Below are 24,346 nucleotides of genomic sequence, written 5' to 3'. Positions count from 1 at the left end.
GCCGGCCGGCCTTCAGCGTCTCGGGGCTAAGCTTGCTTAGCCCCGTGCGCTTCAGGCCATCTTCGCCTTCACCTCGTCCGCGACGTTCTGCGGCACTTCGTCATAGTGCGAGAACTGCATCGAGTATTGCGCGCGACCCTGCGTGAACGAGCGGAGCTGGTTCACATAGCCGAACATGTTGGCCAGCGGGACCATCGCCTCGACCGTCTGCGCGTTGCCGCGGCTGTCGGTGCCCTGGATCTGGCCACGACGGCTGTTCATGTCGCCGATGACGTCGCCCAGATAGTCTTCCGGGGTGACGACCTCGACCTTCATGATCGGCTCGAGCAGCTTGATGCCGGCGCGCTGCGCCGCTTCGCGCATCGCGCCACGCGCGCAGATTTCGAACGCCAGCGCCGACGAGTCGACGTCGTGGTACTTGCCGTCGATCAGGTGGACTTCGAAGTCGATGATCGGGAAGCCGATCAGCGAACCGGTCAGTGCCGTCTCGCGCATGCCCTTTTCCACCGACGGGATATATTCGCGCGGAATGTTACCGCCCTTGATCTCGTCGAAGAACTGGTAGCCGGTGCCGCGCTCGCCCGGAATCACCTTCACCTTGACTTCGCCGAACTGGCCCGAACCACCCGACTGCTTCTTGTGGGTGTAGGTCAGCTCGACCGGCTTGGCGAGATATTCGCGATACGCCACCTGCGGCGCACCGACGTTCGCCTCGACCTTGAACTCGCGCTTCATGCGATCGACGAGGATTTCGAGGTGAAGCTCGCCCATGCCCTTGATGATCGTCTGGCCCGATTCATGGTCGGTCGACACGCGGAACGAGGGATCCTCGGCGGCGAGACGATTGAGCGCGATGCCCATCTTTTCCTGGTCGGCCTTGGTCTTTGGTTCCACCGACAGCTCGATGACGGGTTCGGGGAACTCCATCCGCTCGAGGATGATCGGGTTCGACTGGTCGCACAGCGTGTCGCCGGTCGTCGTTTCCTTCAGACCCGCGATGGCGACGATGTCACCGGCGCGCGCCTCGTCGATGTCCTCACGCGAGTTCGCGTGCATGAGGAGCATACGGCCGATCTTTTCCTTCTTGTCCTTCACCGAGTTGAGATACCCGCCCTTGGTGAGGGTGCCCGAATAGATGCGGGCGAAGGTGAGCGTGCCCACGAACGGATCGTTCATGATCTTGAACGCCAGCAGCGACATCGGCGCATCGTCGGTGGCCGGACGCGAATCCGGGGTTTCGCCGTCGAGCTTCACGCCCTGCACGTCCGGGATGTCCAGCGGCGACGGCAGATAGTCGACCACGGCGTCGAGCAGCGGCTGCACGCCCTTGTTCTTGAACGCCGAACCGCACACGATCGGCACGAAGTTCATCGCCAGCGTGCCCTTGCGGATCAGCGCCTTGAGGTCGGCGACCGACGGCTCGTTACCTTCGAGATAGGCTTCCATCAGGTCGTCGTCCTGCTCGACGGCCATCTCGATCAGCTCGCTGCGATACTTCGCGGCCTTCTCGGCCATGTCGTCCGGAATGTCCTGATATTCGAACTTGGCGCCCAGCGACTCTTCGAGCCAGATGATCGCGCGGTTCTCGACCAGGTCGACCAGACCCTTGAAGCCACCCTCGATACCGATCGGGAGATACAGGACCGCCGGACGCGCGCCGAGGCGCTCGATGATCGAATCGACGCAGAAGTAGAAGTTGGCACCGGTGCGGTCGAGCTTGTTGACGAAGCACATGCGCGGCACGCCGTACTTGTCGGCCTGACGCCACACGGTTTCCGACTGCGGCTCCACGCCGGCGACACCGTCGAAACAGGCGACCGCACCGTCGAGCACGCGCAGCGAACGCTCGACTTCGATCGTGAAGTCGACGTGGCCCGGCGTATCGATAATGTTGATGAGGTGCTCTTCACCCTTGCCCTCTTCCGCGCGCCACTTGCAGGTGGTTGCCGCCGAGGTGATGGTGATGCCGCGTTCCTGCTCCTGCTCCATCCAGTCCATGGTCGCGGTGCCTTCGTGCACTTCGCCGATCTTGTAGGACTTGCCGGTGTAATAGAGAATGCGCTCGGTCGTGGTCGTCTTGCCGGCGTCGATGTGCGCCATGATGCCGATGTTACGATACCGTTCGAGCGGATGGCTGCGGGCCATGGTCGTGCTTCCTTAGCAATGTGGGGAGCGAGGCATGACGCCCGCTCCCCACGATATAGGCGGTTAGATCAGCGGTGAAAAGCCACCGCCGAAGCTTACCAGCGGTAGTGCGAGAAAGCGCGGTTCGCTTCCGCCATGCGGTGCGTGTCTTCGCGCTTCTTGACCGCGTTGCCGCGGTTGTTGGCGGCATCCATCAACTCGCCCGACAGGCGCGCCGACATGGTGTTCTCGCTGCGGTTGCGCGCCGACGAGATCAGCCAGCGAATCGCCAGCGCCTGGGCGCGTTCGAAACGGACTTCGACCGGCACCTGATAGGTCGCACCGCCGACGCGGCGCGAACGCACTTCGATGTTCGGCTTCACGTTGTTCAGCGCATCGTGGAACACGCCCAGCGGATCACGCTTGGCGCGCGATTCGACGGTTTCGAACGCCGAATAGACGATGCCCTCGGCGACGGACTTCTTGCCGTCCAGCATGACCGAGTTCATGAACTTCGACAGAACCTCATCCCCGTATACGGGATCAGGCAGGATTTCCCGCTTTTCGGGACGACGACGACGAGCCATCAGATATTCCTTTAATCTTCAGCCGGTTCCCGAACCTGTCGGGGGCTTACTGGGGTAGGTGGATTTCACGCCGCCGATGCGGCGCGAAATCACTTCGGACGCTTGGCGCCGTACTTCGAACGCGACTGGCGGCGATCCTTGACGCCCTGCGTGTCGAGCACGCCGCGCAGGACGTGGTAGCGCACGCCGGGAAGATCGCGCACACGACCGCCGCGGATGAGCACGACCGAGTGCTCCTGCAGGTTGTGGCCTTCACCCGGGATGTAGCTGATGACTTCGCGCTGGTTGGTCAGGCGGACCTTGGCCACCTTGCGCAGCGCCGAGTTCGGCTTCTTCGGAGTCGTCGTGTAGACGCGGGTGCAGACACCGCGCTTCTGCGGGTTCTGGTCCATCGCAGGGACCTTCGACTTGGCCTTCTGCGGTTCGCGGCCCTTGCGGACCAACTGGTTGATCGTCGGCATGAAGCCCTTCACCTTATCTTGCGGTTACTTTGCCGGAGCCCTTCTTCATCAGAAATGCGCAAAGGCCGCGCGGGATCTTCCACGAGGCCGATGTCTCCAGCAATGTTCAGCTCTTGCCCACATGCAGGCTGGCGGCGCGGATACGAAGCCGACCCAGCGGGACAGGGCGGGCCTATATCGCGGACGCCTGCCAGCGTCAATGACGCCGACGGGCGCAAGGAGTTGGCAATGGTTGTGGCGCTACTCTGCGGCGATGCGCCCCGCCCCGCCCCTTTCCGCCGTCGCCGTCTCCAGCCTCGCGCTGTGGCAGGCGGTGCGGGCGACGCCGTTTGGGACCGTGCCCGCGCCGGGATTGTGGTGGCTACTCGATCGATTCGCGATGCTCGAACCGTTCGTCCATCTGCTGCCGGTGCTGGCCGCCGGATCGGTCGCGGTCGCGCTCACCCAGCCGCTGACGCATGTCCGGCATGCGCGACCATGGGCGGAGGCGGTGGCACTGGCGATGCTGGCGATAGGCCTGCTGCTGCCGGTGCCGATCGCGCTGCTGGTCGCCGTCGTGCCGTTCGCGCTGTATGCGCGATCCGGGGCGATGGTCATCGCCTGCCTTACAGTGGCGATCGTCGCTCCCGTCCTTGGCCCGGCGGTGATCGGTATGGCGATGTGGCAACTGGCGGCCGCGCTGCGCCTGCCGGACTGTGCGAACGACAACTTTCGGATCGGGGCCGGCGCGTAGTCCGGCAGCGGCCGTCTAGCGGACGTCGGTCCCCATCGCGCCCAGCAACGCGCGTTCGAACCGTTCGGGCACCTCGATCTGGGGTACGTGGCCGACCCCTGCCAGCCGCACCAGCGTCGCGTTGGGCAACTGCGTCGCCAGCCGTGCCGCCTGCTGCGGCGCGGTTTCGAGATATTGCGCCAGCGTCGGCGACGCCTGTTCGCGACCGAAGGCGGTGCGGTCTAGCGTGCCGACGATCAGCGTCATCGGCAGCTTGATCCGGCCCAGTTCATAGGCGACCGGCTGGGTATAGATCATCTCGCTGGTCTTGGCCTGCGCCATTGCCACCGTATCGCGCCCCGCCCCGACATACATCCCCGCCTGCATCCGCGCCCAGCGTTCATAGGCCGGGGTCCAGGTGCCGTGATAATAGGTGTCGCGCTGATAGGCGCGGATGCTGGCCAGCGTCGTCGCGCGCTGATCCTGCAACAACCGGTCGATCGGGGTATAGGGAATGCCGTCGTCGGTGCGGTTCTTCAGCCCGATCGGGTTGACCAGCACCAGCCGTTCGACCCGGTCGGGATGGGCGAGCGCGAGACGCAGCGCCAGCATGCCGCCCATCGAATGGCCGACGATCACCGCCTTGGCGATGCCGCGCTCGGTCATCAGGCGGGTGGTGAGGCGTGCCATCTGGTGCAGGCTGTATTGCGCGGTGCGCGGCTTCGACGATTTGCAGAAGCCGATCTGGTCGGGCACCAGCACCCGCCAGCCCGCGGCGGCAAGCGTCCGGGCGGTGCGTTCCCAGCTATTGCCGCAGAAATTCTTGCCGTGGAGCAGTACGGCGGTGCGGCCGTTGGCGGCGGCGGTCGGGCGGATGTCCATATAGGCCATGCCCGCCGGCACACCGCCGACGCTGGTTTCCATTCGCATCAGCGGAAAGGGATAGGGAACGGTTTCGAGATCGGCACCGGTGTCGGCGACCGGCGGATCGGCCGGGACCGGCGCCGCCGTTACCGGCGCGCTCGCCAGTGCCGCCGTCAGGATGATCGCGCTCAGCATGTCCATCAACCCCATTCCCCCGCGCGCGTCGTCGCGCAGCAGGGGCATGGAGGTCAATCAATTTTCGTTGCGCGGCCGAACCGGCGTGGAAGGCCGTGGTCAGTTGGCCGTGTTGCCCATCTGCGCGTTCACCGCGTCGGGCGTGTTGCCCATCATCGCGTCGCCAGCAGCCGTCACCGAATTCTCGCCGGTATCCATCGGATTGATCGCGATCATCTCGTTGCCGACCTCGCCGTCGTTGCGGAAGGCGGCGTTGGCATAGGTATCGTTCAACACGACGTTGCTGTCGTTGGTTACGGTAATCTCCTGCCCACCACAGGCGGCGAGCAGCGCGAAGGCCGGAAGGGCGGCGGCGGCAAGGATACGGGTCATGAGCGTGGCTCTCCTGAAAGTCGGGGTTCAGAACGTCGCGTCCCGCGCCGTCGTTCCCCGTGCGGCGACCGGCGATCCTTTCCCCTGCGGGCGGCAGGCGTTAGAGAGCGCCGATGCGTATCCTGTCCGCCGCCCTGTCGCTGGCCCTGCTGGCACCTGCCCCCGCCGCCGCCCAGTCCGCCACCCGCGCCACGCCGGGCTATATCCGTGTCCGGTTCGACACCTCGGCCGGGCCGATCATCGTCGCGCTCGATGCGAAGCGGACGCCGGCGACGACGAAGAACTTCCTCGCCTATGTCGACGACGGGCGGTTCGACGATACGGTGTTCTACCGGTCGGCACGACGCAAGAGCGACCCGAAGCTGGGCTTCGTCCAGGGCGGCATCCGCACCGATGCGCGGCGCATCCTGCCGCCCTTCCCCCACGAACGCACCGACCGGACCGGGGTGCGTCATGTCGATGGCGCGATCTCGATGGCAAGGCGGCCCGAAGCCAATTCGGCGGGGGGCAATTTCGTGCTGCTGGTCGGCGCGATGACGAGCATGGACGCCAAGGGCGATTTCGACGGCTATGCCGCGTTCGGGCGAGTGGTCGGCGGCATGGCGACCGTCAAAAAGATCCTCGCGGTGCCGACCGGCGGCGGCCTCGACGCGATGAAGGGGCAGATGATCCTCGACCCCGTCCGCATCCTGCGCGCCCGGCGGCTGGACGGCACCCCGCGCCCGACCGGACTTCCCAAGGTCTGGCTCATCAACATCAAGCGGTGAGGCAGGCGCGGCACCGGCCGCGCCCGCCACTCCCCTGTTACGCCGCCTGCATTTCGGCCATCGCCGCATCGTCCAGCGCGCTCGCGCGGACATGCGCCGGCCGGTCGACCAGCCGGCCGAGATAGGCCATGAACGCATCGAGCTTCGGCAGCGAGCCGAACTGCGTTCCCCACATAACATGCGAGCCGACATAGACATCGGCGGCGGTGAAGCGGTCGCCGGCGATATAGGGATGCGCGGATACCGCCGCTTCGAGCACCGCGACGACCCGGTCGTATTCGCCATAACCGACCATGCGCTGCTGGTCGCTCGTCGGGACCACCCCCAGCGACCGGTTGGTGATCGCCGCCTCGACCGGGCCGGCGGCGAAGAACATCCAGCGGTAATAGTCGGCGCGCTCGTCGGCGCGCGGGGCGAGGCCCGCCTGTGGAAAGGCATCGGCGAGATAGGCACAGATCGCGGCGCATTCGGTGACGACCCGTCCGCCGTGAACGATCGCCGGCACCTTGCCCATCGGATTGACCGCCAGAAAGGCGTCGTCCTTCATCGTGCCGCCATAGCCGAGCATTTCGACCTGATAGTCGGCGCCGACTTCCTCCAGCATCCAGCGCGCGATCCGTCCGCGCGACATCGGGTTGGTGTATAGCGTCAGTCCGGTCATGGTCGGCTCCCTTCTCAAACAATTCGGTTGGAACGGAAGTGGAACATAATGCTATCGCGCGTCAAGTTCGTGACGCAGGAAGGCGACGGTCCGCTCCCATGCCAGCGTGGCGGCCGCGGCATCGTAGCGCGCCGCCGACGTATCGTTGTTGAAGGCATGGTCGACGCCCGGATAGACATGGGTCGTCGCCCGCTTGGCCGCCGCGCGCAGGGCGTCGCCCCATGGGATGGCCGTCGTGTTGACCCGCGTGTCCTTGCCCGCCAGTTGCAGCAGCAGCGCGGCGCGGACCTTGCCCGCCTCGGCCGGATCGGGCGCGGGGCCATAATAGGAAACGCCGGCGGTCAGCGCCGGATCGGCGACCGCCAGCCGGTTGACGAACGCCCCGCCCCAGCAGAAGCCGACCGCGCCGGTCCGGCCGTTGCCGCTCGCCTGTTTCCGCGCCTTCGCCAGAAACGCCTTGGCCTGTGACAGCGCCAGATCATAGTCGATGCTGCCGATCAGCGTGCGGGCGCGATCCTCGTCGGCCGGGGTCCCGCCTTGGGGGGCGAGGAAATCGGGCGCGATCACGCGGAAGCCGGCGAGCGCCAGGCGGCGGGCGACATCCTCGATATGCGCGTTCAGCCCGCGATTTTCGTGGATCACCAGAACCGTCGGCCGCTGCCTACCCGATGCTTTGGGCGCAGCGAAATAGGCGGTGGCCGGGGCGCCGGCCTCGGTGCCGCTGCGCCGCGCCGCCTCGATCCGGGGGTCGTCGGCCTTCACCTGCTGCGCCGCCGCCGGGGACGCGGCGATGCTGGCGACCAGCGCCTCGGCCGCCGCGACCGATCCGGCCAGCACGACCATCTCCTTCATGAACGCGCGGCGGTCGCGGTGATCGTGGGTAAAGGCATCGTAGAGTGCGATGGCACGGTCGCGCAGGTCGGTCATGGCCGTCTCTCCCAGGGAATGGCGGGAGGCTGGCACAGACCGGGCGATCGGGAAAGCGGCGATGGCTATCGCTTGCGCGTGACCATCGGGTCGGGCTTCGGCGGCGGTTTCCAGCCGGCGGGCGGCTCGACCCGTTGCCTGCTGGTGCCAAGCCCCATCGCGCCCGGCTGCTGGCGGGTCAGCCCGGCGGTGTCGGCGGCACGCGCGGCGTCCGCCTCCGCACCGCCGCGCAGCAGCGCAATCCGGTCGCGCAACTGCCGGGCGCGCTCAAAATCGAGCGCGGCGGCGGCGGCTTCCATCTCGGCGCGCAACTGTTCGATCGTTCCGGTCATGCGGGGCAAACGCACGACCGGGACGAACGGATCAGCGCCAGTCGAAGGCGAGCGCGCCTTCGCGAAAGGCGAATCGGTCGAGGTGGCGGGCGACCGCCCCCTCCAGCGCGGCGAGCTGTTCGGCGGAGGTCGCATCGATACGGACGGTCAGCGCGTCGGCGCCGGCGTCGAACGTTACCAGCGCGTCGCCCGGATGATCGGCACCGCGCGCGTCCTTAGGAAACACGACGGTGCCATGGTCAGGGGTGAACTCGACGGTCAGGTTGTGCTGCCAGTGCTTGCAGAGCTGCTGGAGATAGCGGCTGGCATTCGGGGTCGGGACGGTGGCGGTGCTGGTATGCGTGCTCATAGACGTTCGACCTTCTGTGCCGCGTCGTCGAGAATCGCGGCCACCGCGTGGAGCGTGTCGGCATCGATCTCGCTGCCGCTCAGCCGGTGGTGGATCGCGGCGCGAAGATTGGCCTTGGCGCGGTGGATCGGGCCGCCGTCGGTGCGGGCGTGGCGTTCGCCCAGCGCCTGCAACCGGGCGAACAACTCGGCGACCTGCGCCGACGCTTCGACGAGATGCGTGTGTCCCGCTTCGGTCGCGGCGAAGCGCTTGCGCGTGCCCTCGGCCGCCTGTTCCTCGGTCATTCCCATGTCGGTCAGCAGCGTGAGCGTGGGATAGACGACGCCGGGGCTCGGCGCATAGGCGCCGCCGCTCAACGCCTCGACCGCCTTGATGAGTTCATAGCCATGGCGGGGTTCGTCGGCGACGAGGCGCAGCAGGAGCAGCCGCAGCTCGCTGCCGTCGAAGATGCGCCGCCCGCCGCCGCCGCCGGGGCGACCGCCCCGGCCCATCGGCCAGTCGCGACCGAACGGGCCGCCGCGTGAAGGATCGCCGCGACCGGCGGCGTGATGATGATGATGTGAAAACATGGGGTTCCTATCGATTGCCATATCGCCAAGATATATCTTGATCGACACGCTGCAAGTAGGTTCAAGATATATTTTCACTGCATCGCATGATTGCCGTACCGCATCGGCTTGGCCGTCGGACGCGGCGCGCCTACATGTCGGACATGGCCGACCTTTTCGCCGACTTCACGCCCCCCGCCCCCGAACCGGTCGCCGACGGCCCGCTGGCCGACCGGTTGCGCCCGGCCTCGCTCGGCGAGGTGGTGGGACAGGGGCATCTGACCGGACCCGATGGCGCGATCGGGCGGATGGTCGCGGCGGGGCGGCTGTCGTCGATGGTGTTGTGGGGGCCGCCCGGCACCGGCAAGACCACGATCGCACGGCTGCTCGCGGCGGCGGTGGGGCTGCGCTATGCCCAGATTTCGGCGGTCTTTTCGGGCGTCGCCGATCTCAAGAAGGTGTTTGCCGAGGCGCGCGAGCATGGCCGGCTCGGCAAGCGGACGTTGCTGTTCGTCGACGAGATCCACCGGTTCAATCGCGCGCAGCAGGACGGGTTCCTGCCGTACGTCGAGGATGGCACCGTCACCTTGGTTGGGGCGACGACCGAGAATCCGTCGTTCGAGCTGAACGCCGCGTTGCTCAGCCGGGCGCAGGTGCTGATCCTCCACCGGCTTGACGCGGGTGCGCTCGCCGAGTTGCTGGCGCGGGCGGAAGCCGTCGAGGGACGCGCCCTGCCGCTCGACGAAGCGGCGCGCGCCGCGCTGATCGCGAGTGCCGATGGCGACGGGCGGTTCCTGCTGAACCAGGCCGAGACGCTGTTCGCGATTGCGCTGGACGCACCGCTCGATCCGGCGGGGCTGTCGGCGCTGCTCCAGCGGCGGGTGGCGGTGTACGACAAGGACCGCGAGGGGCATTACAACCTCATCTCCGCGCTGCACAAATCGCTGCGCGGATCGGACCCGCAGGCGGCGCTCTATTATATGGCGCGGATGCTGAGCGCGGGGGAGGAACCGCTCTACGTGCTGCGGCGGCTGACGCGGTTCGCGTCGGAGGACATCGGCCTCGCCGACCCGCAGGCGCTGGTGCAGTGCCTTGCCGCCAAGGACGCCTATGACTTCCTTGGCAGTCCCGAGGGCGAACTGGCGATCGTGCAGGCGTGCCTGTACTGCGCCACCGCGCCCAAATCGAACGCGGCGTACACCGCGCAGAAGGCCGCGTGGAAATCGGCACGCGAGACGGGATCGCTGATGCCGCCGCCGTCGATCCTCAACGCCCCGACCCGGCTGATGAAGGACATCGGCTATGGCAAGGGCTATGCCTATGACCATGACCATGCGGACGGGTTTTCCGGAGCGGATTACTGGCCCGAAGCAATGGCGGCGCAGCGCTTCTATGAGCCGAGCGGACGCGGGTTCGAGCAGCGGATCGCCGAGCGGATGACATGGTGGGACGAACGCCGCCGGACCGGGGAGTGAGGTCACGCTTCACCCGCTTCGCCGGGATCGACTGGTCGGGACAGGCGGTGGCGCGGCCCAAGGGGCTGGCGGTGGCGGTGGCCGGGGCGGGAGACGATGCCCCGGTGCTGGTCGAGCGGCCGGGCGGGTGGTCGCGGGATGACGTGTGCGACTGGCTGCTGGCGACACGCGACGACGTGCTGATCGGGCTCGACCTGTCGCCCGCGCTGCCGTTCTGCGACCATGGCGGCTATTTCCCGGGGTGGGATGCCTCGCCGGCCGACGCCAAGGCGCTGTGGGCGATGGTCGAGGCATTGGCGGCGGACGACCTGCATCTGGGGGTGTCGTCTGTGGTGGCGCATGGCGAGATCGCGCGGCATTTCCGCCAGCGCTTCGCGTGTGGCGACCGGTTCGAGGCCGGACGCGGGCGGCTGCGGGTGTGCGAGGTGGCGCAGCGCGCGGCGGGGCTGTCCCCGACCAGTTGCTTCAACCTGATCGGCGCGGCGCAGGTCGGCAAGTCGAGCCTGACCGGCATGCGCGTGCTGCACCGGCTGGGTGGCCAAGTGCCGGTGTGGCCGTTCGATCCGGTGCCGGACACCGGGCCGGTGATCGTCGAGATCTACACCACCATCGCCGCGCGGGCGGCGGGGGTGCGGCCCGGGCGGAGCAAGCTGCGCGATGGGCCGGCGCTCGACGCCGCGCTGGCGGTGCTGGGCAGCGCGGGGCATGCGCCGCTCAGGCGGTATGACGATCATGCGACCGATGCCGTACTGAGCGCGGCATGGTTGCGGCGGGTGGCTGATGCCCCGGCGTTGTGGGCGCCGGCGGGGATGACGCCGGCGGTCGCGCGGACCGAGGGATGGACGTTCGGCGTCGGCTGACCTTCCGGTTCGGGATTGACCACGGCGCGCGGCAAATCTAACGCAAGGGTCCGGTCGGCCGGTTTAGCTCAGATGGTAGAGCAGCGGTTTTGTAAACCGAAGGTCGCGGGTTCGATTCCTGCAACCGGCACCGGATCAGGCATAGGCATAGGGCCCGCCCTTCGCGAGCGCCGCCTGGTACGCCGGGCGGGCGTGGATGTGCTCCAGCCACGCGATGGTACGCGGGCGGGTGGCGTCGAGGCCGGCACGGCTGCGCGCGGCTTCCAGCGGAAAGCTCATCATGATGTCGGCGGCAGTCATCGCGTCGCCGGCGAACCAGGTGTTCGCCGTCAGATGCGCCTCGACATAGTCGAGGTGGACGTCGATCATCGGTTGCACTTTCTTCTGCGCCGCCTTGCCGAGCAGCGGCACGCGGCCGAGCACCAGCTTGACCAGCAGCGGCGGCATCAGCGAGCCTTCGGCATAATGGAGGAAGTGGCGATAGTGGAGCGCCGCGCGGCGATGGCGCGGGGTGCCGAGCCGGCCGTCGGCCTTCTCGACCAGATATTCGACGATCGCCCCCGTTTCCGCCACGACCAGCGGATCGCCGGGGACGCCGGCATCGCTGTCCTCGATCACCGGCGACTTGCCGAGCGGGTGGATGCGGCGAAGCTCGGGCGGGGCGAGCATCGTCGCCTTGTTCCGCTGATAGTGGCGCACCGTATAGGGCATGGCCAGTTCCTCAAGCAGCCAGAGCACGCGCTGCGAGCGGGAGTTTTCGAGGTGGTGGACGGTTATCATCGGTGGGCCTCCCCGGGGCATAGGATTCGACAGGGCAATGCGGCAAAGCGGAAAGCGTTGCACGGCGCGCCGGGCGAGGCGCAGCGAAGCAGCGCCGCGCCACANGTTGGCTGCGGGTGGAACTGCTGTCCGCCAAGAGCCGCAGCGTTGGCGTGTATGGATTCCGGCCTTCGCCGGAATGACGAGGGGGGTGGAGACGGTTCGCGCGGACGACGCTCGGCATGCAATTCCCCCCAAAGTTGACAAAGTTTACACTAACGACGTGTTTGTTGCGAACGTGTCGCAGCTACGATCGCTGGCGCGATCGCGCGACCCTTTGGCTCGCTTCGCCTCTCTCCCAACCTGCGCTAGCCAGCAAAGCTGGCAAGCTTCGGTATCCCTCTCCGCTGTCCAGGGGAGAGGGTCGGGTTGGGGCACGGCGTGGTATCGGGCGAGCATGGCTTGAAACATGGTGTGTAGGACAGGGCCTTGGCTTGCCGACAGGTCGTGCGTGCGGGACCCTACCCACCCCCCGCCCCTCCCTTCGAGGGAGGGGATGCCTGAAACGGAACCGCCGCCGTATCCGGTCGGGATACGGCGGCGGTGGCGATTAATAACGATCGACGCGATCCTTACAGATCGTCCTCGGCATCGGGGCCGGCCATCATTTCCTCGGCGACCTTTTCGGTGCGCTGGCGGATCGAGGCTTCGAGCTTGTCGCGCAGTTCGGGGTGTTCGTTCAGGAAGGTCTTGGCGTTCTCACGCCCCTGCCCGATGCGCACGCTGTCGTAGCTGAACCACGCGCCCGACTTTTCGACCAGCCCGGCCTTGACGCCCAGATCGAGAATCTCGCCGATCTTCGAGATGCCCTGCCCGTACATGATGTCGAATTCGACCTGCTTGAACGGCGGGGCGACCTTGTTCTTCACCACCTTTACGCGGGTCGCGTTGCCGATGATCTCGTCGCGGTCCTTGATCTGGCCGGTGCGGCGGATGTCGAGGCGGACCGAGGCGTAGAATTTGAGCGCGTTGCCGCCGGTCGTCGTCTCCGGGTTGCCGTACATCACGCCGATCTTCATGCGGAGCTGGTTGATGAAGATCACCATGCAGCGCGAGCGGCTGATCGAACCGGTCAGCTTGCGCAGGGATTGCGACATGAGCCGCGCCTGAAGGCCGACGTGGCTGTCGCCCATCTCGCCCTCGATCTCGGCGCGCGGAACGAGTGCTGCGACCGAATCGACCACCAGCACGTCGATCGCGTTCGAGCGGACCAGCGTGTCGACGATCTCCAGCGCCTGTTCGCCGGTGTCGGGCTGCGACACGATCAGCTCGTCGATATTGACGCCGAGCTTCTTGGCATAGACCGGATCGAGCGCGTGTTCGGCGTCGACGAAGGCGACGGTGCCGCCACCCTTCTGCGCTTCGGCCAGCACGTGCAGCGACAAGGTGGTCTTGCCCGACGATTCGGGGCCGTAGATCTCGATCACGCGGCCGCGCGGCAGGCCGCCGACGCCCAGGGCGATGTCGAGGCCGAGCGACCCGGTCGAGATCACCTCGACCTGCATCGTCTCCTTCTGGCCCAGCTTCATCGCCGACCCCTTGCCGAAGGCACGGTCGATCTGTGCCAGCGCGGCGTCGAGCGCCTTTTGCCGCTCGCTTGCCGCCTTGTCGTTTGCTGCCGCCATCTTGCTATCGACCGCCTTAAGATTTGCCGCCATGTCCAGCCTTTCGCGTAGAGCAACCGCGTCGAGGGTTCAACGCAATCCGTTGACCCTCATGTATTCGTTTTGTTCCGGTTCTGCAAGTCCGGTGGAACGGCGTTCCATCCGGCTTGCGCGTGGTCGCAGAGTCTTATTCATGTGGACAGGAACGTCGCCCGAGCGAAGGCTGGGGTCTCAGGCGGCATTTGTCGCGCATCAGCCCCGGGAGATCCCAGCCTTCGCTGGGATGACGCTTGTTTCGGGATGGGCGAATCAACCTTTAGCTACCCTGCCGGCTGCGAACCTCGGCCATCTGGCGCTTGGCCGCCGCGCTCATCGCCTCGGTTTCGGTCAGGTCGACGATGTGGACGGTCAACTGTCCGACCCGCTGCCGGATGCGGGTGCCGGTCGCGATGCCGATCGTGCCACGTATGGTGAAGCGGTCGATGCGGTAGGTGCCGGGGCTGCCCGCCGGGACGTCGAGCGGGACGTAGCGCCGGTCGGCGACCTGATCGAGAATCACCTGCCGCCATTGGCCGAGACCCGAGGTTTGCAGCACCTCTGCATCGGCGGTCCGGCCATCGGGGCGGACCCAATAGCCGACATCGGCGAAGCGGATGCGCGAGTCGTTCCAGCCGCCGATGGGGAAGGACAGGTCGGTAAATTGCGCCGGATCGATATTCTCGATCGGACGCGAGAACAGCAGCCTGGGCTGCGCGTCGGCCGACTGGCGCAGACGCGCCGCCAGCGCGTCTACCGCGCCCTTGTCGCCCTTGCGGATGGCGATGCGCGCGCGCAGGATGTCGCGCAGTTCGACGATGGTGCGGTCGCCGGGGCCGGCAAGGGTCACGGCCTGCGTGGCGAAGCGTTCGGCGCGGTCATATTGTTCGCGCAGCATCGCCAGCCATGCGCGACGGAACGCGGCACCGGCGGCGATATTGGCGTGCCCCGCCTCGATCGCGTGGCGTTGCGCGGTGCCGTACATCTCGTCGGCCGTCGCGGTCTGGCCCATTCCGAGGATATTGTCGGCGAAGCTCAGTTCTTCGGTCAGCGTCGCGGGATTGCCCTCGCCGACATGTTCGCGCAGCACCAGCACGTTGTTGCGCGCCGACGTGCGCCACAGGTCCGCATCGCCTTCATGTTCGGCGACGGTCGCGAGCGTCGCGTACAGGCTGGACACCGGTCCCGGGAGTTGCGCGGCATGATCGCGGTTGCGGCGGATCGATGCCTGCAACGTGCGGCGGGCATCGACGTAGCGGCCGCCGGTGAATTGTTCGACCGAGGCCTGGAGCGAGGCCTCGACGTCCTCCGCCGGGGGACAGGCGCGGGCGAGGCAATCGGCCAGCGCCTGTTCGGCGCGTTGGCCGACGACGATGATGTCCGCCGGCTGGGCGGGTTGCGGGGTGGCGGCCTGGGCCAGCAGGAGCAGCGCGGAGACGATCATATACGGATGGTCATCCGCTCCCCATGCGCTGTCAAGCATGAGAACGTTCCCGAATATGACGCTATTTCAAAACACTTGCCTATGCGTTCCGGGGTGCCGGCCTGCTCGTCTGCGAACTTCCCGCCGAGCCCTCAGCCCAGTTCGTTCAGCGCCTGTTCGATGCCGTCCATCGTGAACGGCTTGGACAGGACCGGGCGGTCGCGGTGCGCCGGTTCGATCGTGTCGCCCGAGCCGCCGGTGGCGAGGACGAAGGGAATGCCGGCCGCCGCCAGCCGGTCGGCGATCGGCCAGCTCTTCTCACCTGCGCGCAGGTTCACGTCGAGGATGGCGGCGTCGATGCCCCCCGCGTCGATCGCGGCGAGCGCGGTAGCCACGGTGTCGGCGGTGCCGGCGACCGACTTGCCGAGGATGTCGAGAAAATCCTCCAGCATCATCGCGATGAGAGGTTCGTCTTCGACGACAAGGATACGCACTGGCGAGGTCATAGCGCGCGGTCCTTAGCGGTCAAAGCGCGAACGCCGCAACTCAATTCGCGGTTAACCCGGCGGCTTGGCCAGCGCATCGCGCGCCGCCATGGCAAGTTGCTGCACCGAAAAGGGTTTCGGCAGGAACGAAACTTGATCCAGATCAATAGAACGGCGCAACTGCTCTTCGGCATAGCCCGACATGAACAGGATCGGCAGCGCCGGATATGCCTTGCGTACGTGGCGGACCATCGTCGGTCCGTCCATCGTCGGCATGACGACATCGGAGATCAGCAGATCGATGTGCGGCCGGTCGGCGAGCAGTTCCAGCGCGGCCTCGCCATGCTCGGCGGTCATCACGGTATAGCCCTGTCGCGTCAGCGCGCGTTCGGCGATGGCGCGCACCATGTCCTCGTCCTCGACCAGCAGGATCGTGCCCGATCCCCATGCCGGCGCGCCCTCCGCCTCGCGCCGGACCGGGCGGGTCGACTGGCGCGGAGGTTCGGCGGCGTGGACCGGCAGGTGGATGGTAAAGGTCGATCCCTTGGCCGGCCGCGATTCGGCGAAGATGTAGCCGCCCGACTGTTTGATGATGCCATAGACGGTCGAGAGGCCAAGCCCGGTGCCCTTGCCTACTTCCTTGGTGGTGAAGAATGGCTCGAAGATCTTAGGCAGGATGTCGGGCGGGATGCCGGTGCCGGTGTCGGAGACGGTGAGCGTCACGTAATCGCCGACCGGCAGCACGTCATCGTCCATCGCGCGGACCTGTTGCGCGCTGGTCGACAGCGTTTCGATGGTCAGCGTGCCGCCGTTGCCGCCGCGCGCCAGCATCGCGTCGCGGGCATTGACCGCGAGGTTGACGACGACCTGTTCGAGCTGCCCGGGATCGGCGCGGACCGAGCCGAGGCCGCGACCGTGGTTGACGACCAGTTGCACCGTTTCGCCGAGCAGCCGCTTGAGCAGGTTCGACACTTCGGAGATGACGTCGGGCAGTTGCAGGACCTGCGGGCGCAACGTCTGCTGGCGCGAGAAGGCGAGGAGCTGGCGCGTCAGGCTGGCCGCGCGGTTGGAGTTGGCGCGGATCTGCTGGATGTCGTCATAGTCGCTGTCGCCGGGCGAATGGCGCATCAGCATGAGGTCGCAGTGGCCGATGATCGCAGTAAGGATGTTGTTGAAGTCGTGCGCCACGCCGCCGGCCAGTTGCCCGACCGCCTGCATCTTGGTCGCCTGCGCCACCTGACGCTTCAATTTGCCCTCCTCGCCGGTATCGCGCAGCGAGACGACGACCGCCGCTTCGCCCAGCCCCCGCGCGCCGGCGATCGACAGCGCGATCGGCTCGTCGGGGCGATCGGTCAGGCGGACGGCCATGTCGGCGCTGTGCTGCGCGCCGCCGGCGAAACGGCGGACGGCATCGGCCAGCGCCGCCTTGTCCTCGCGCACCACCAGATCGCCCGGATAGAGCGGCGGGGCGACCGGGTTCACGCCGGTCGCGCGGACGAAGGCATCGTTCATGTGCAGGAAGCGCCCGTCGCGATCGACCAGTGCCATGCCGACCGGCAGCAGCGAGACGAGCGCGCGCACCTGCCCCGCCGCCCCCGGCGTGGCGATGGGGAGCAGGCCGGCGGGGGCTTCCTCCTCGTCGAGCAGGGCGACCAGCATCGGGCCACCGCTTTCCTCGGCCAGCGGGACCTGGAGGATGCGCAGGGGGTCGCCGCCCAGCCCCTCGCGCTCGAACCGGACGCGACCGCGCGTGTCGGTGACGAGGAAGCGGGCGAAGTCGCGGCCGTCGATCAAGGTCGCATCCTCCTGCCCCATCGCGCGCGCCTGAAACACGCGGTTGGCGCTGCGGATGCGGCCGTCGGGACTGAGCAGCGCGACCATGATCCCGGCCGATCCCAGCCGCTCGCCGATCTCGCCCGACAGGATCATGCCGATGCCGGCGGCCTCGGCGATCGCCTGTCCGCCCTCGAACCGCCAGACGAGCATCGTGTCGCCGGCACGGGTGAGCGTCGCCATCAGCGGGGCCTCGCCCTGCCGGAGCGTCACCTGCGCATGGCCGTCGCGCCATGCCGCGCGGGCGGCACCGGCGAGCAACGTGGCGTCGCCGCCCTCGCCCACCACGCCCGGTGGGGTCGGATAGCCGTCGAACAGCGCGGCATAGCGGTCGTTGGCGCACATCAGCCGCCCGGCTCGGTCGGTGACGGCGGTGGCGTGGGGCGAGACGGCGGCCAGCGCCTGCGCCACCGACCAGTCGATGCGCGGTTCGTCGGGCTGCGCGACCCCACGCATCCGGGTCCAGCCGAACAGCGCGCCGGCCAGCACCAGCGCAGTGGCAAGAAAGCCGCCGGCGATGGTCGAATCGCCGAGCAGCCACAGGATCACCGCCGCCGCCGCGATACCGCTGGCCACCGCGATGGCGATCGGCACCAGTGGCGAGGGAGAGCGGGGGGAAAGCGACACCATGACAGGCTGTTGCGGCGCTTGGGCGATGGCGTCAAGCGGGGTGGTCGGGGTGGGGGTGAATCGCGTTATCGCGGGTGTTATCGACGACCGCAATCGCCGGTTCTGCCGGTCGGACCGACAGCTCCGGTCCTCGATCGTCACCCCGGACTTGTTCCGGGGTCCACGGCGCGGCGATCGGTGCGATTGGAGGTTCGATCGGCAGCGTTTGCGGTACGGTGGACCCCGGAACGAGTCCGGGGTGACAAGGTGGAGGGATTTCTCCGTCACTCGTCATTCCCGCGCAGGCGGGAATCCATAGGCGCTGACGAACATGCTGGAGCCGGAACGGTAGCGTGTATGGATTCCCGCCTGCGCGGGAATGACGGCACGGGGGGAGCGGGAACGCATCCGCGCCGCGCCCCCTGCCCTTACCAGATGCGGACGCGCTGTTCGGGGGTCAGGAACAGCTTGTCGGTCGCGCCGGGCTTGTAGCCGGCGTACCACGGGTCGAGGTTGCGGACGACCCATGCGCGCTGTTCGGACGGGCTGTGCGGATCGGTCAGCAGCCGCTGGCGCAAATTCGCCTCGCGGTAGCTGCGCCGCCAGACCTGCGCCCAGCCGAGGTAGAAGCGCTGTTCGGGGGTATAGCCCTCGATCGCCGGCCGGGTGCCCGGATAGGCGTGGGTATAGGCGTCCCACGCCACCGTCAGCCCGGCGAGATCGGCGATGTTTTCGCCCAGCGTCAGTTCGCCCTTCACCTTCATGCCGGGCAGCGGTTCATAGGCGTCGTACTGCCGGACCAGCGCGGCGGTGCGTTCGTCGAAGCGCTTCACGTCCTCGGCGGTCCACCAGTCGGTGAGGCTGCCGTTGACGTCGTACTTGCGGCCCTGATCGTCGAAATGGTGGCTGATCTCGTGACCGATCACTGCGCCGATCGCGCCGTAATTGACCGCCGGATCGGCCGCCGGATCGAAGAACGGCGGCTGGAGGATCGCGGCGGGGAACACGATCTCGTTCATCACCGGGTTCGCATAGGCGTTCACGGTCATGGGGGTCATGAACCATTCCCACTTCTGGATCGGCTTGCCCAGATGCTGCACGTTATAGCGCTGCTGCCACTGGTTCGCGCGCAGCATGTTGCCGAACGCATCGCCCGGCGTGATCGTCAGGTCGCTCATGTCGCGCCAGCGGTCGGGATAGCCGATCTTGGGGGTGAAGGCGGCGAGCTTCGCCCGTGCCTTCGCCTTGGTTTCGGGGGCCATCCAGTCGAGCTGGTCGATGCGCCGGCCCATCGCCGCCGTGACGTTGCGGACCAGTTCGTCGGCCGCCGCCTTGGTCGCAGGCGGGAAATATTGCGCGACATAGGCCTTGCTGACATCGTCGGCGACCGCGTCCGAGGTGAAGTCGACCGCGCGCTTCCAGCGTTCCTCCTGCTGCGGCGTGCCCGACAGGACGGTGCCGAAGAAGGCGAAATTCTCGGCATCGAAGCTGCGCGGCAGGACGCTCGAGAAACCGTCGAGCGAGCGCAGCAGCAACTGGTCCTTGAGCACCGCCAGCGGGGCCGCGCCGATCACCTTGGCCATGCCGGTGAAGGCGCTTGGCTGCGCGACGATCACGCTCTGGGTATCGGCACCGAGGCCCCGGAAATAGGTCGCGAAGTCGAAGCCCGGCGCGCGACGCGACAAGTCGGCGACGGTCATCTTGTTATAGGTCTTGTTCGCGTCGCGGCTTTCGATCCGCGTCCAGTGCGCCTGCGCGAACTGCGTCTCCAGCGCCACGACCGCCTTGGCCCGCGCCGCCGCGTTCGGCTCGCCGGCCAGCGTCAGCATCTTGGCCAGATGCTGCTCATAGGCGGCGCGGGTCTGCGCCAGCTTGGCGTCGGTCGAGAGATAATAGTCGCGGTCGGGCAGGCCGAGGCCCGCCTGCCCCGCCGACAGCGCATAGACGTCGGGCTGCTTGTCGTCGGGGCCGACATAGGCACCGAACGGCGCGCCGACGCCCGCCTGCGCCGCCTTCGCGACCAGCGCGGCATAGCCGGCCTTCGACGTGAGGCCCTTGATCTCGGTCAGCCACGGCTGGATGGGGCCCAAGCCCTTCGCCTCGATCGCGCTCTGGTCGAGGAAGGTCGCGTAGGCGGTGCCGATCTTCGAATTGGGATCGCCCTTCGCCGCGTCGAGCAACTGGCGGGTGCGCGTCTTGGACAGGTCGTCCAGCGCGGTGAACATGCCGTAGTTCGACTTGTCGGCGGGGATCGGGGTGATCTTTTCCCAGGTGCCGTTGGCGTATTTGTAGAAATTGTCGCCGGGCTTGACCGCGGTATCCATGCCGGCAGTGTCGAAGCCGAAGCTGCCGATCTCGGGCTTGGCTGCCGGGGCGGGCGGCGGGGTTGCCGCCGCCTGGGTCGCGGCGTCGAGATTGGCATCGGCGCCGCCGACATTGGCACGCTGGGTCGCACAGGCCGACAGCGCGGACGCCGCGAGCAGGGTGGTCAGGACGAAACTACGCCGCATGGGAAATGCCTTTTCGTATCAGGTGATACGGCGATGCTGCACCCGGGGCATATCGATCGTCAATATGGTTGGCGTGATTTTGGACCGGGGTGGACTGACATTCATGCTCTTACAGTCGTCCCGGGGCTGTTCCAGTTTCCTCCCCTCCCTGACAAGGGAGGGGTTGGGGGGTGGGTTGGCCGGTTGTGGAGCGCTTGCGTTTCCTCTCGGGCCAACCCACCCCCGGCCCCTCCCTTGTCAGGGAGGGGAGAAATTGAATGTCGATCCATCCCTGACCGTGAACACGATCCGCCGTCCGCTCACGGATAGGCGATCGTCATCACCTCATATTCCTTGACCCCGCCGGGCAGTTGCACCGTACGCACGTCACCCACCGCGCTGCCGCGTAGCGCACGCGCCATCGGCGAGTTCCAGCCGATCCGGCCCGCCCCCGCATCGGTTTCATCGTCGCCAACGAGGATCAGCGTGCGGTGGCGGTCGTCCTCGTCGGCGATGGTGACGGTCGCGCCGAACCATGCGCGGGTCCGGTCGGCCTGCTGGCCGGGATCGACCACCCGCGCCGCCTTCATCCGCTTGGCAAGGAAGCCCAGCCGCCGGTCGATCTCGCGCAGGCGCTTGCGGCCATAGATATAGTCACCGTTTTCCGAGCGGTCGCCGTTGCCCGCCGCCCACGCGATGACGTCGAGCAGCTTGGGCCGTTCGTCACCCAGCAACTGGTCATATTCGGCCTTGAGCACGCCATAGCCGGCGGGCGTGATGTAGTTCGGACGCGGCTCGCTCATCCCGGCCGGTTCTTGCCGAGATACCAGCTAAGGTTGTTCGGCCCGCGCGAGCGCGCCTTGTCGGCATGGATCAGGTCATAGACGACCGCATTCTCCAGCACCCGCTGCACATAGCCGCGCGTTTCGGAGAGCGGGATCTTCTCGATCCATTCGATCATGTCGACGCCGGGGGTGCGCGGATCGCCGTTGGCGCGGATGAACTTGTTCACATTGCCCGGCCCGGCATTATAGGCGGCGATCGCCAGCGGATAGCTGCCGCCGTAATAGTCGAGCATCCGCTGGATGTAGCTCGACCCCAGCGCCATGTTGTAGCCGGGATCGTTCAGCGACGACGGATTGTACGACAGGCCGAGCTTGCCCGCCGTCTCGCGCGCGGTGCCCGGCATCAACTGCATCAGCCCGCGCGCGCCGGCGCGGCTGACGGCGGTGCGGTCGAACTGGCTTTCCTGCCGCGCGATGGCGTGGATCAGCGTGAACTGGCCCGATTGCGACCCCGGCACCGCGACCGAGGGATAGCCCGCCAGCGTATAGTCGCTGTGCCCGTTCAGCAGCGCGCTGCGCCCGACCATGACGCCGAGGTCGGGCCGCTCGATCGCGCGCGACAGCTCGACCGCCAGTGCATGGTCGGTATCGCTCCTCGCATCCTCGGCGATCTTACGGACGAACAAGGTCTGGTCGGCATATTGGCCGGTGCGCCCGAGATAGCGGACCGCGCGGGCGACCTCGCCGTTCATGTAGGCGGTGCGCAGCGCAGGCGGCACCATCGCCGGACTGGCGGTGGCGGACGGCGCGCGCAGCGGGCGGCCGATCCGCTCGCTCGCCAACTGGCCGTAGAACAGGTCGGACAGGTCGGCGGCCTGCGCATACCAGCGGTCGGCGGTCGGGCGGTCGCCCGCGCGCTCGGCGGCGCGACCCGCCCAGTAATAACCCTTGGTGCGCACGGTCGGGGTGCGCGACCCGCTGGCGTAGCGCGCGAACATGCCCGCCGCGTCGCCCGGCCGGTTCAGATTCTGGAACGCGAGCGTCCCCGCCAGCCATGCGAGGCTGGTATAGTCGTCACGCTCGCCATAGGATTCATTGGCGATGACCGTGCCCGCTGGGAAGGCGTCGTCGATCTGCGACGCGATCTGGTAGGCGAGCGCGTATTGCCCGTCGGCCTGCGCGGCGCGGGCGTTGGTCAGCAGCACCTCCAGCCATTTCTCGGCATCGCCGGGGCTGCGCGACAGCCGGCGCGGCTGGGCGAGGTACGCGCGGGCGGCGGGCGACTGGCCGGTGGCGCGCAGCCACATCGCCCGGTCGGCGACATAGCCCGGATCGGCACGGTCGACGCCGCCCTGCTCGCCGCGCACCGTGGCGTCGGCGCCGCCGCCCTTGAACGCCAGGCGGGCATCGAAGGTCGGGCGCATCGCCGCCGAGACGAAGCCGATCTGGCGCTGCGCGCTGCTGGTCGCGCCCTGCCACAACAGCCGGTCCATCCGCGCGTCGTGATCGGCCGGGGTCAGCGCGGCGGCGAAGCGGGCGAACAGCGCCGTCTCGTCGGCGGTGCGCAGGCTCCCCCTGCGCCATGCCGCGCGGGCCGCCTCGTTCGCCTCGGTCATCCGGCCGGTCGCGGCAAGTGCCTCGGCGCGACGGAGCTGCCCGGCGGCGGTGAGCGGGGGATAGCGATCGAAGAAGCGCAGCACGGTCGCGGGGTCCTGCGCGCCGTTGGCCAGCACTGTCTCGGCCGCCGCGCGGCGGCTGGTCTCGCCGGGGAAACCGGGATGCGCCAGCAGGAAGCGCGCATAGTCGGCGAACGGGTAATTGTCCGACTGCTGCAACCGCTTCCAGTCGGCCAGCACCGGCTGGACCGGATCATAGGGCACCGGTGCGCTCTGCACGGTCGGGGCCGGGACCGAGGGGACATAGCCCGCCGGCAGCGGCTGGCGCGTGACCGTAGCGGGCACGGGGGCGGATTGCGGGAAGGGCGTCTGCAACACCCCGGTGGCCACGGCGGCGCTCGCGACGCCGGCGAGCAGGAACGCGCTCTTGAACACGGTGGTCAGCATACTGGACATGATATGGAAGCCCGCCCTATCTGTCGCCACCTTTTCGGCCCAATTTCCTTTCGACGGAGCGATTATCCCCATGTTTTCCGGTTCGATCCCGGCGCTCGTCACGCCGTTCGCCAACGGCCGATTCGACGAAGCCTCGTTCCGCGCGCTCGTCGACTGGCAGATCGAGAGCGGATCGTCGGCGCTGGTGCCCTGCGGCACCACCGGCGAGGCGGCGACGATGACCATCGAGGAACACGATCATGTCGTGCGGGTCTGCGTCGACCAGGCGGGCGGGCGCGTGCCGGTGATCGCGGGCTGCGGATCGAACGACACCGCCGTCGCGCTGCATCACATCCATGCGGCCAAGGCGGCGGGCGCGGCCGCCGCGCTGCTGGTCCCGCCCTATTACAACCGCCCGAACCAGGAAGGCGTGTTCCGCCATTTCGAGGTGCTGGCATCGCGCGGCGGCCTGCCGATCATGCTCTACAACGTGCCGGGGCGTACCGTCACCGACATCGCGGTCGAAACGGTCGAGCGGATCGTCAAGGCGTTCCCCGACACGGTCGTCGGCATCAAGGACGCCACGGGCCAGATGGCGCGGGTCGCCGAACACCGCGCGCGCTGCGGGCCGGATTTCGTGCAATTGTCGGGCAACGATGACATGACGCTGGCCTTCATGGCGATGGGCGGCGCCGGCGCGATTTCGGTCACGGCCAATGTCGCGCCGGCGATGTGCGCCGAGTTTCAGGACGCCTGCCTTGCCGGGGACTATGCCCGCGCGCTGACGATCCAGGACCGGCTGTATCCGCTGCATTCGGCGCTGTTCAGCGATGCGTCGCCCGGCCCGGTCAAATATGCGCTCGGGCGCGTCCGGCCCGGTTTCCCGACCGATCTGCGCCTGCCGATGACCCCGCCGTCGGCGGCATCGTGCGCGGCGGTCGACGCGGCCCTCGCGCATGGCGGACTCATCGGCTAACA

At 67.7% G+C, this 24,346-nt stretch carries 23 protein-coding genes and 1 tRNA gene; 6 read left to right on the top strand and 18 right to left on the bottom strand.

Annotated features, from left to right (window positions below; translation table 11 throughout):
• Positions 1 to 51: 51 nt before the first annotated feature.
• From fusA to rpsL, 3 genes are all read right to left on the bottom strand, one after another.
• Positions 52 to 2,145, bottom strand: coding sequence for an elongation factor G (fusA, locus tag ASE78_RS01480; protein ID WP_055756926.1), 2,094 nt, complete (start codon positions 2,143 to 2,145; stop codon positions 52 to 54).
• A 95-nt stretch (positions 2,146 to 2,240) separates the two neighbouring features.
• On the bottom strand, positions 2,241 to 2,711 hold the full coding sequence (gene rpsG, locus ASE78_RS01475) for a 30S ribosomal protein S7 (protein ID WP_055756929.1): 471 nt from the start codon (positions 2,709 to 2,711) through the stop codon (positions 2,241 to 2,243).
• 89 nt (positions 2,712 to 2,800) lie between these two features.
• Positions 2,801 to 3,172, bottom strand: a complete 372-nt coding sequence (gene rpsL, locus ASE78_RS01470) for a 30S ribosomal protein S12 (RefSeq protein WP_055757399.1) — start codon at positions 3,170 to 3,172, stop codon at positions 2,801 to 2,803.
• A gap of 253 nt (positions 3,173 to 3,425) precedes the next feature.
• Here rpsL and ASE78_RS01465 point away from each other — a divergent pair, with 253 nt between their 5' ends.
• On the top strand, positions 3,426 to 3,905 hold the full coding sequence (locus tag ASE78_RS01465; RefSeq protein ID WP_056492280.1) for a hypothetical protein: 480 nt from the start codon (positions 3,426 to 3,428) through the stop codon (positions 3,903 to 3,905).
• A gap of 15 nt (positions 3,906 to 3,920) precedes the next feature.
• Here ASE78_RS01465 and ASE78_RS01460 read toward each other — a convergent pair whose 3' ends face one another.
• The gene (locus ASE78_RS01460; RefSeq protein ID WP_235514841.1) at positions 3,921 to 4,991 is read right to left on the bottom strand and encodes an alpha/beta fold hydrolase; all 1,071 of its coding nucleotides are present in this window, start codon (positions 4,989 to 4,991) and stop codon (positions 3,921 to 3,923) included.
• A gap of 51 nt (positions 4,992 to 5,042) precedes the next feature.
• Positions 5,043 to 5,315 (bottom strand): hypothetical protein, encoded by a 273-nt coding sequence (locus tag ASE78_RS01455; protein WP_055756933.1) that lies wholly within the window; start codon positions 5,313 to 5,315, stop codon positions 5,043 to 5,045.
• A 113-nt stretch (positions 5,316 to 5,428) separates the two neighbouring features.
• Here ASE78_RS01455 and ASE78_RS01450 point away from each other — a divergent pair, with 113 nt between their 5' ends.
• Positions 5,429 to 6,082 carry a peptidylprolyl isomerase gene (locus ASE78_RS01450; protein ID WP_056492277.1) on the top strand — a complete coding sequence of 218 codons (654 nt, stop codon included), beginning with the start codon at positions 5,429 to 5,431 and terminating at the stop codon, positions 6,080 to 6,082.
• Positions 6,083 to 6,119: 37 nt separating this feature from the next.
• On the opposite strand, the gene ASE78_RS01445 is transcribed toward ASE78_RS01450, so the two are convergent.
• From ASE78_RS01445 to ASE78_RS01425, 5 genes are all read right to left on the bottom strand, one after another.
• Entirely contained in the window at positions 6,120 to 6,743 is a 624-nt protein-coding gene (locus tag ASE78_RS01445; protein WP_056492273.1) for a glutathione S-transferase family protein, read from the bottom strand.
• 51 nt (positions 6,744 to 6,794) lie between these two features.
• Positions 6,795 to 7,670, bottom strand: a complete 876-nt coding sequence (locus ASE78_RS01440; RefSeq protein ID WP_056492270.1) for a dienelactone hydrolase family protein — start codon at positions 7,668 to 7,670, stop codon at positions 6,795 to 6,797.
• Positions 7,671 to 7,735: 65 nt separating this feature from the next.
• The gene (locus ASE78_RS01435; RefSeq protein WP_056492267.1) at positions 7,736 to 8,002 is read right to left on the bottom strand and encodes a UvrB/UvrC motif-containing protein; all 267 of its coding nucleotides are present in this window, start codon (positions 8,000 to 8,002) and stop codon (positions 7,736 to 7,738) included.
• A gap of 31 nt (positions 8,003 to 8,033) precedes the next feature.
• Entirely contained in the window at positions 8,034 to 8,351 is a 318-nt protein-coding gene (locus ASE78_RS01430) for a DUF2218 domain-containing protein (RefSeq protein ID WP_056492265.1), read from the bottom strand.
• Complete coding sequence (locus ASE78_RS01425) at positions 8,348 to 8,920, bottom strand: PadR family transcriptional regulator (RefSeq protein ID WP_056492361.1); 573 nt, start codon at positions 8,918 to 8,920, stop codon at positions 8,348 to 8,350. Before ASE78_RS01425 ends, ASE78_RS01430 begins: the two co-directional genes overlap by 4 nt.
• A 143-nt stretch (positions 8,921 to 9,063) precedes the next feature.
• Here ASE78_RS01425 and ASE78_RS01420 point away from each other — a divergent pair, with 143 nt between their 5' ends.
• From ASE78_RS01420 to ASE78_RS01410, 3 genes are all read left to right on the top strand, one after another.
• Positions 9,064 to 10,374 (top strand): replication-associated recombination protein A, encoded by a 1,311-nt coding sequence (locus ASE78_RS01420; RefSeq protein ID WP_056492358.1) that lies wholly within the window; start codon positions 9,064 to 9,066, stop codon positions 10,372 to 10,374.
• Positions 10,371 to 11,234, top strand: a complete 864-nt coding sequence (locus ASE78_RS01415) for a hypothetical protein (RefSeq protein ID WP_235514837.1) — start codon at positions 10,371 to 10,373, stop codon at positions 11,232 to 11,234. The genes ASE78_RS01420 and ASE78_RS01415 overlap by 4 nt, the downstream gene beginning before the upstream one ends.
• A 57-nt stretch (positions 11,235 to 11,291) precedes the next feature.
• Positions 11,292 to 11,364 (top strand) — tRNA-Thr (locus ASE78_RS01410).
• A gap of 5 nt (positions 11,365 to 11,369) precedes the next feature.
• Here ASE78_RS01410 and ASE78_RS01405 read toward each other — a convergent pair.
• From ASE78_RS01405 to ASE78_RS01370, 8 genes are all read right to left on the bottom strand, one after another.
• On the bottom strand, positions 11,370 to 12,014 hold the full coding sequence (locus tag ASE78_RS01405; protein WP_056492260.1) for a glutathione S-transferase family protein: 645 nt from the start codon (positions 12,012 to 12,014) through the stop codon (positions 11,370 to 11,372).
• A gap of 611 nt (positions 12,015 to 12,625) precedes the next feature.
• Positions 12,626 to 13,711, bottom strand: coding sequence for a recombinase RecA (gene recA / locus ASE78_RS01400; RefSeq protein ID WP_200909852.1), 1,086 nt, complete (start codon positions 13,709 to 13,711; stop codon positions 12,626 to 12,628).
• Between the two features lie 262 nt (positions 13,712 to 13,973).
• Complete coding sequence (locus ASE78_RS01395; RefSeq protein WP_055756952.1) at positions 13,974 to 15,137, bottom strand: hypothetical protein; 1,164 nt, start codon at positions 15,135 to 15,137, stop codon at positions 13,974 to 13,976.
• A 131-nt stretch (positions 15,138 to 15,268) separates the two neighbouring features.
• On the bottom strand, positions 15,269 to 15,622 hold the full coding sequence (locus ASE78_RS01390) for a response regulator (RefSeq protein ID WP_055756954.1): 354 nt from the start codon (positions 15,620 to 15,622) through the stop codon (positions 15,269 to 15,271).
• Positions 15,623 to 15,673: 51 nt separating this feature from the next.
• Positions 15,674 to 18,064: an ATP-binding protein gene (locus ASE78_RS01385; RefSeq protein ID WP_056492251.1), complete on the bottom strand. Its 2,391-nt coding sequence runs from the start codon at positions 18,062 to 18,064 to the stop codon at positions 15,674 to 15,676.
• 407 nt (positions 18,065 to 18,471) lie between these two features.
• A complete protein-coding gene (locus tag ASE78_RS01380; protein ID WP_055756959.1) occupies positions 18,472 to 20,553 on the bottom strand; it encodes a M13 family metallopeptidase in 2,082 nt (693 codons plus the stop codon).
• Positions 20,554 to 20,852: 299 nt separating this feature from the next.
• Positions 20,853 to 21,335, bottom strand: a complete 483-nt coding sequence (locus ASE78_RS01375; RefSeq protein WP_056492248.1) for a GreA/GreB family elongation factor — start codon at positions 21,333 to 21,335, stop codon at positions 20,853 to 20,855.
• Positions 21,332 to 23,380: a lytic transglycosylase domain-containing protein gene (locus tag ASE78_RS01370; RefSeq protein ID WP_056492245.1), complete on the bottom strand. Its 2,049-nt coding sequence runs from the start codon at positions 23,378 to 23,380 to the stop codon at positions 21,332 to 21,334. Before ASE78_RS01370 ends, ASE78_RS01375 begins: the two co-directional genes overlap by 4 nt.
• Positions 23,381 to 23,459: 79 nt before the next feature.
• Here ASE78_RS01370 and dapA point away from each other — a divergent pair, with 79 nt between their 5' ends.
• Positions 23,460 to 24,344 (top strand): 4-hydroxy-tetrahydrodipicolinate synthase, encoded by an 885-nt coding sequence (dapA, locus tag ASE78_RS01365; RefSeq protein WP_056492242.1) that lies wholly within the window; start codon positions 23,460 to 23,462, stop codon positions 24,342 to 24,344.
• Positions 24,345 to 24,346: the final 2 nt, after the last annotated feature.

The sequence above is a fragment of the Sphingomonas sp. Leaf25 genome (assembly GCF_001421635.1).
GTDB lineage: Bacteria > Pseudomonadota > Alphaproteobacteria > Sphingomonadales > Sphingomonadaceae > Sphingomonas.
Note: the sequence above shows the minus strand (reverse complement) of the source record. Positions and strands in the feature narration are given on the sequence as shown.